Annotated in this window: 10 protein-coding genes and 1 pseudogene; 8 read left to right on the top strand and 3 right to left on the bottom strand. The window is 62.1% G+C overall.

The annotated features are described in order from the left end of the window. The 5 genes and pseudogenes from VN419_RS11240 to VN419_RS11220 form a co-directional block, all read left to right on the top strand. Positions 1-109 (top strand): annotated as a pseudogene (locus tag VN419_RS11240) (flagellar synthesis regulator FleN); the annotation flags it as partial. A 1-nt stretch (position 110) separates the two neighbouring features. Further along, entirely contained in the window at positions 111-842 is a 732-nt protein-coding gene (locus tag VN419_RS11235; RefSeq protein WP_325647321.1) for a FliA/WhiG family RNA polymerase sigma factor, read from the top strand. A 15-nt stretch (positions 843-857) separates the two neighbouring features. Beyond that, positions 858-1,241 carry a chemotaxis response regulator CheY gene (locus VN419_RS11230; protein ID WP_325647320.1) on the top strand — a complete coding sequence of 128 codons (384 nt, stop codon included), beginning with the start codon at positions 858-860 and terminating at the stop codon, positions 1,239-1,241. 35 nt (positions 1,242-1,276) lie between these two features. Then, positions 1,277-1,981, top strand: coding sequence for a flagellar basal body-associated FliL family protein (locus VN419_RS11225; protein WP_325647319.1), 705 nt, complete (start codon positions 1,277-1,279; stop codon positions 1,979-1,981). Further along, positions 1,982-2,326, top strand: a complete 345-nt coding sequence (locus VN419_RS11220; protein ID WP_325647318.1) for a hypothetical protein — start codon at positions 1,982-1,984, stop codon at positions 2,324-2,326. An 8-nt stretch (positions 2,327-2,334) separates the two neighbouring features. Here the strand turns inward: VN419_RS11220 and VN419_RS11215 are convergent, their stop codons facing one another. Then, complete coding sequence (locus VN419_RS11215) at positions 2,335-2,598, bottom strand: hypothetical protein (protein WP_325647317.1); 264 nt, start codon at positions 2,596-2,598, stop codon at positions 2,335-2,337. A gap of 182 nt (positions 2,599-2,780) precedes the next feature. On the opposite strand from VN419_RS11215, the gene VN419_RS11210 reads away from it, so the two are divergent. From VN419_RS11210 to VN419_RS11200, 3 genes are all read left to right on the top strand, one after another. After that, positions 2,781-3,341: a hypothetical protein gene (locus tag VN419_RS11210; RefSeq protein ID WP_325647316.1), complete on the top strand. Its 561-nt coding sequence runs from the start codon at positions 2,781-2,783 to the stop codon at positions 3,339-3,341. 157 nt (positions 3,342-3,498) lie between these two features. Continuing rightward, complete coding sequence (locus VN419_RS11205; protein ID WP_325647315.1) at positions 3,499-3,918, top strand: hypothetical protein; 420 nt, start codon at positions 3,499-3,501, stop codon at positions 3,916-3,918. A gap of 18 nt (positions 3,919-3,936) precedes the next feature. Next, a complete protein-coding gene (locus tag VN419_RS11200; protein WP_325647314.1) occupies positions 3,937-4,794 on the top strand; it encodes a hypothetical protein in 858 nt (285 codons plus the stop codon). A gap of 165 nt (positions 4,795-4,959) precedes the next feature. Here VN419_RS11200 and lpxC read toward each other — a convergent pair whose 3' ends face one another. Next, complete coding sequence (lpxC, locus tag VN419_RS11195) at positions 4,960-5,904, bottom strand: UDP-3-O-acyl-N-acetylglucosamine deacetylase (RefSeq protein ID WP_325647313.1); 945 nt, start codon at positions 5,902-5,904, stop codon at positions 4,960-4,962. Positions 5,905-6,054: 150 nt separating this feature from the next. Continuing rightward, positions 6,055-6,544 (bottom strand): N5-glutamine methyltransferase family protein (locus VN419_RS11190; protein ID WP_325647312.1); only part of this gene is annotated, 490 nt, incomplete at its 5' end.

Here is a 6,544-nt window from a genome sequence, read left to right as displayed (position 1 = left end):
CACCAAGGCGGCAGAGAAGATCAACACCTGGAAAGTCACGGCAAAAGCAGATGGAAACATCAAGTTCTTCTGGAAAAAGCTCCTCTTCCAGGAGCAGTCCGTGGCGTGAGCTGGAGGCGGGCCAAACCGCCTGGGCGCATTTCCCTCCCCGCGCCCAGGAGGAGATCGTCCGCCACTACGCCCCGAAGATTCGCATCCTTGCCCTGCGGATGAAGAACAAGCTTCCGCAGAGTGTGGAGCTTGGCGAACTCATCAGCGCGGGAAGCATCGGGCTGCTTGACGCTTTGGGGAAGTTCCGCCCGGAACTTGGCATCAAGTTCGACACCTATTCCGAGAACCGCATCAAGGGCGCCATGCTCGACGAGCTGCGGCGCATGGACTGGTTCTCGCGCGGGATGCGGCAGAAGGTCAAAATGCTCGATGAGGCCATGCGCCAGATCGAGCATGAGACAGGTGCAACAGCGACGCATGAACAGCTCTCCACCAAGACCGGACTTTCCGCCCGGGAGGTGCAGAATGGGCTTGAGGCGTTGCAGAACCAGTTGTGCGTCAGTCTCGACGCCTTTCAAGAAAACTTCGTCGGCAGCCGCGAGTCGCTGTCTGAGAATGAACCCTACCAGTCCACCGCTTTCCAGGAAATGGTTGACAAGATTGCTGGGCTCATAGAAGAATTGACACCCAGAGAGAAACTTGTCATTTCTCTGTATTATGGTGAAGAATTGAACATGAAGGAAACCGCCCAGGTTATGGATATAACCGAAGGACGCGTATCCCAACTGCACTCCCAGGCTCTGGCAAAGCTGCGCGACAGTTTCCGCAGACGTTACGAAAACGAAGGCTGACAGGAGAGAGAAACCATGCCCGCTGACAAGAATTTGCGCATCCTCGTTGTTGACGACTTCTCTACCATGCGCAAGATCATCAAGAATATCCTCCGCCAGCTCGGCTTCAACAACGTGGTGGAGGCCGACGACGGAACCACCGCTTGGGAAACGCTGAACCGCGACAACATCGACTTCATCATCTCCGACTGGAACATGCCGCAGATGACCGGCATCGAACTGCTGCGCAAGGTGCGCGGCAGCGAGGAATACGCCACCACGCCGTTCCTGATGGTCACGGCCGAGGCGCAGCAGGAGAACATCATCGAGGCTGTGCAGGCCAAGGTGTCCAACTACATCGTCAAACCGTTCACGCCGGAAACCTTGGGCCAGAAGATCGACAAGATCTTCAGCAACTAAAGCCTCTGTACCCTTGAAGGGGGAGCGCTTGTCTCATGGCTGCTGACCAAAAAAGCGACGCCGCCGGTTCTCCCGGCGGAGCCGGGCAGCCTGATGTCGCAATAGATATCAGCGAGACCTCGCGGGGGACCCAGAAGGTCGAACTCGACCTCGAAGACGCCCCCTTTCTTGAGGAAGAGGAAGAGGCAGCACCCGAGCTGCCAAAGCCCACCGCAGCGGTGAGCCTTGAGCCCCCCAAGGAAGAAAAGCCGCCGCTGGGCAAGAAGAAGCTCATCATCATCGGCGCGGCGGCCCTGGTTCTGCTCATTGTTGCCGCCCTGGCCGTGAAGTTTCTGTTCTTCAAGGCCAAGGCCGAGCCGGAAGCGCCGAAAACCGAACAGGCGTCAGCGGCTCATGCTCCGGAACAGAACGCCACCATGGCCGAACCGGAGAAGCCGGAGATACAGGTCCGCATGGAGCCCTTCTGGGTAGAGCAGAAGGCCGGGCAGGACGAAATTCGCTTCCTCATCGTGCGCATGCTCCTTGGCACAAAAGATCCGTCAGTGGCCAAGGAATTTGAGCAAAAACTCATGCCGGCGCGGAACGCGATCTTCTACTACCTGAAAAATAAAGACGTGCAGTTTTTGGCCGATGAGCAGAATGCGGAGAAGCTGAAAGCCGAACTGCTGCTGGTCATCAACCAGTACGTCACCGACGGCAAGTTCGACACCCTGATGTTTGAGGAGTATGTGGTGAAGTAGATGTCCTCCAGCCCGCTGGATCTGCCAATCCTGATCTCGCAACTGCCCAACGTGCAGCAGCTGATGGGGCCGCAGCATGCGCCGCACGAGGCCCAGCAGATTCTCTTCGGCCAGCTTGTGGCCAACAATCAGCGCAAGGAAGAACAGACCGTCCAGCAGGTCGACAAGGGCGAAGGGCTGGACGCCATGGGCCGCGATTCTGGCGGCAACAAGAACGCCTCACAGCACGCCCCACGCCAGGCCCGCCCCAAGCAACAAAACGATTCGGACCAGCCCGCCTCAAGCGGCACGCAGTCTTCCAACGCCTCGCCCTGGGCCGGCAACATCATCAACGTCAAAATCTGATCCGGCGGCTACTTGCCGCGACGTTTCTCTTCCTCCCGCTCTGCTTCCCGCTTCTCCGCCTCGGCCATGCGTCGGGCTTCCTCCTCGTCTGCTCGATCCTCTTCCTTACTCGGGAATCGTCCGGCGAACCAGTAATACAACCACCGAGAACGCTCGGAACGGCGCGGCGGCTCCGCCGGGCCGCTGCCCGGCCGCACTTTCATGCGGTCGACGATGAACGCCAGCCCAACTCCGATGAGCAGCACGATGAGCGCGAACAACCACGTAGGCATGGCAGCTTCCTCCTGCGGTGGAGACGCCAAAAAATCCCAACAGCTAAACGATATCCCAGCCCCAAGCGAAACGCGAGACAAATTCCCTGGCGCTGGCGCATTGCCTCTTGTGCCCGGAATGTGCATAATGTGCAGGCAATGCGATACCTCACTCGCCAACTCAATCACGACAAGGAGCCTTTATGCCCGTAGCCAGCGAGTTCACCTTGTTCAGCGGCGGCGCCCAGGGCGCGGAAGCCGAGTTCGGCAAACAGGCCGAAAGCTTCGGCGTGCAAGAGGTCAACTATTCCTTTGAGGGCCACAAGATCGAGCGTTCACGCGGCCTGCGCATGCTGACCCAGGAAGAGCTGATGCGCAAGGACGTGAGCCTGACCTACGTCTCCAAGCTGCTGGACCGTAATTTCAGCAACGGGCCGCTCATCCGCATGGTGCTGCGCACCATCATGTACCAGGTGGACGCCGGGCTTGAAGTCTTTGTGGTGGGCGCCATTCTGGACAACGGCACCGTAAACGGCGGCACCGGCTGGGGCGCGGAATTCGCTAAAATCTGCAACAAGCCCCTGTTCGTGTTCGATCAGGTCAAGAACGGCTGGTTCACTTGGAAGGACAACGCCTGGGCCCCCGTGGCCGAGCCGGTCATCTCCAAGGGTCACTTCACCGGCACCGGCACCCGCTTCCTGGAGGACAACGGCCGCGCAGCCATCGCCGCGCTCTTCGCCCGCTCCTTCGGCGCGGCGAAATAGCGCACGCACGACGAATACCGGCGCGCGGCGGCCACCGGACCACTCCGGGCCGCCCGCGCCGTTTTCCTTTTCCCGCCCTTGCGTTGCATTTCCATGCAAAAGGGGGCATCTCACTGGCGACGCCCCCTCCACAGATCCAAACGCACAGGTGACGACAATGCAGACATCCGCGCTCATGCTTCTGGCCCTCACCGTCACAGAGCTGGTTCTGCTCTTCGTGGTCATCGCCTTCTACCTGCGCCTGCGCAAAAGCGAAGCGCTCATCGCCCGCATGCAGACCAAGCAGGAGGAGTTCCTGGTGAAGCTGCGCGCCAACGCCCAGTTGGAGCAGGAGCTTGTGGACAGCTTCGAGCGCAGGCAGGACGAACTCTCGCGGCTGGACACTCAGCTCACCGAACGCGTCATCATCCTGAACAAGCTGCTCAAGCAGGCCGATGAATACGCCCGCTCCCCGCAGTTCCTGCGCCAGGTCATCATCACCGGCCACAGGCAGGGCAAAAGCGTCAAGGAACTGGCCAAGGCCACGGGCATCGGCGTGGATGAAGTGGAGCTGATCATCGACCAGTCCGGGGTCTAGCCCCGCCAGGACAGAGCAATGCGCATCAGCGGCTACGGATCGGGCTTCGGCCAGCAGAGCGGCGCAAGGGACCGCGCGGCCGCGTTCCGCGCCCGACACAGCATCGGCCAGCGCATCAAGGGCCGCATCATGCGGCGCGAGCAGAACGGATTGTACTGGGTGCAGGCCGGCGGAGAGGAGCTTCTTGCCCGGCTTGAGGTCAACGCCGAGCCCGGCGACGAACTCATCTTCATCGTGCGTGCACTGACCCCAGAGATCATGCTTCAGGCCCTTTCAGGCGGCATGAGCGCAGCCGATCTGCCCGGTCTGGTGCAGCGTTTCCGCGCCGCGCGGGAAACGTTCGAGGTGCAAAGCGCCGCGCTTTTGGCCGCGCTGCGTCCCACTCCCCCGCAACCCGCCCTGCGACTGGACGCCTTTACCGCCGCGCTGGCCGCCAGCCCGGAATCCACACAGCATTTCAACAAGGTTCAGGACCTGCTGGCGCAGATCAACGCCAGTCTGGGCGCGCAACAGAACGCCGTGGCCTTGTACCTGCCCTGGCTTCTGCCCGGCCAGCGCAGGCAAGAGACCCTCAAGCGCCCAAAGGCCGACGGCTTCGAGACCGCCATCAGCGCCGTTGACCCGGCTGCCGGGGCTTTCGAGTCCCGCCTGAGCGCAACCACCGCCGCCGCCCGGCTTACACTTTCCGCCGACAAGCCCGATGGCTGCGGCCCGCTCCAGGTGGAACTCTTCGCCCTGGCGCTGGAGGACACCGGCCACACGCCGGAGATGCTCGGCCCCACGCGCCTGCGGCCAAATGCCCTGGGCGGGGTGCTGGGCGAACTTTTCGGCTCAGTCCCGGCCTGGTCCTCGGGCGGGCTCAACACCCGCGTCTAACCACCCTTCCCCCTAACAAAAGTCTTTGGAAGGGGGCCTGGGGGAAAACCTTTCTCCAGAAAGGTTTCCCCCAGCTCTTCCTCCCACTTCCAATTCTCCTTCCAGCATAGCCCCAAAAAAAAGACGCCCCTTGCGGGGCGTCTTGCATTCGTCTCAAGCTCCAGTCTAGGCCATTGCGGGCTGGCTGCTCAGGCCGCGCACAGGCTGCGCAGCGGGCGCCTTGGCCGGGGCGACGGCGGGTGCGCTCTCGGGCAGGGCCAGGGTGCGCTCTTCCAGGTACTCGGCCGCGTTGTCCTCAAGGTAGCGCAGGAAGCTGTTGTTCAGGGCGTGGCCGGAAGCGAAGACCTCGAAGCGGCCCTGCAGGGGCAGGCCCATGATGGCCATGTCGCCCACGAAGTCGAGCAGCTTGTGGCGCACGAACTCGTCGGGGTAGCGCAGTCCATCGGTGTTCAACACGCCGAACTCGTCGAGCACCACGGCGTTGTCCAGGTTGCCGCCAAGGGCCAAGCCGTTGGCATGCAGGTACTCCACCTCGCGCAGGAACCCGAAGGTGCGGGCCTTGGCGATGTCGGTGGCGAAAAGATCCGGGGTGACTTCGAGGCTCAGGTTCTGGCGGCCGATGAGCGGATGGGCGAACTGGATGGTGTAGTCCACCAGGAAGCCGTCGTGCGGGGTGGCCTTGATGAACTTGCCGTCGCGCTCGAAGGTGATGGGCTTGGTGATGGCCAGGACCTTGCGGGCCTTGTTCTGGCGGCGCAGTCCGGCTTGGTTCAGCAGGTAGACGAAGGAGGCGGCGCTGCCGTCCATGATGGGCAGTTCGCGTCCCTGCACTTCGATGCGGATATTGTCGATGCCGAGGCCGCGCACGGCCGCCAGCAGGTGTTCCACTGTGGCGATGTGGTCGTGGCCGTTGCCCAGGCTGGTGGCCAGGCCGGTATCAACGACCATGCGGGGCTTGGGGCTCAGGAAGGAGGTGCCGGAACCGCTGCGCAGGGCGAACAGGATGCCTGTGTCCTCGGGCGCGGGACGGAGCACCATTTCCACCTGCTTGCCGCCATGGAGGCCGATGCCCGTGCAGCGTACTGTATTTTTAATGGTGGTCTGATGCATGTTTCCTCCAACGACCCTCTTTATGCACAGAGGGTGCCAAAGCGAAACAGCGTTTTAAGCATTTGGTTTTTAAAGACTTTTAGGATTGAAACAATTCCAGGCCAGTGTGTCGTTTCTGCCACAGGGTGGCAACGACGCAACACGGCGGGCTTATTCGGCGCAATTTTGCGATAACCGGACGGCCTTGAGGATGCGGTCCAGCCCGGCGTAGTCCTTGAGGATCTCCAGGTGGCCGAGACCAAGAGGGGCGTTGGCGGCCAGCTCCAGGGCGGCCGGGCCCTGGCCGCTGCCAAGCTCGCAGAGCAGCACGCCGCCTGGCTTCAAGGCGCGCTCGGCAACAGGCAGGAGCCCGCGCAGGTGCCACAGGCCCTGTTCCGCGCTCACAAGGGCCTCGCGGGGCTCGAAGCTGCGCACCTCGGGCGACAGTTCTCGGTATTCGTCCTCAGTCACATAAGGAGGGTTGGCCACCACGAGGTCCAGAGACTGCGGGGCCAACTCAAGCTGCGTGAAGTCCGCGCACTGGAACTCCAGGCGCTGCTCCACGCCGTTGGCGCGGGCGTTGTGCCGGGCGATCTCCAGCGCGTGGCCGGAAAGGTCTACGGCAAAGCCCTGCGCCTCTGGGAATTCATGGGCCAGGGTC

Origin of the sequence: Humidesulfovibrio sp. (genome assembly GCF_035560995.1) — a bacterium.
GTDB lineage: Bacteria > Desulfobacterota > Desulfovibrionia > Desulfovibrionales > Desulfovibrionaceae > Humidesulfovibrio.
Note: the sequence above shows the minus strand (reverse complement) of the source record. Positions and strands in the feature narration are given on the sequence as shown.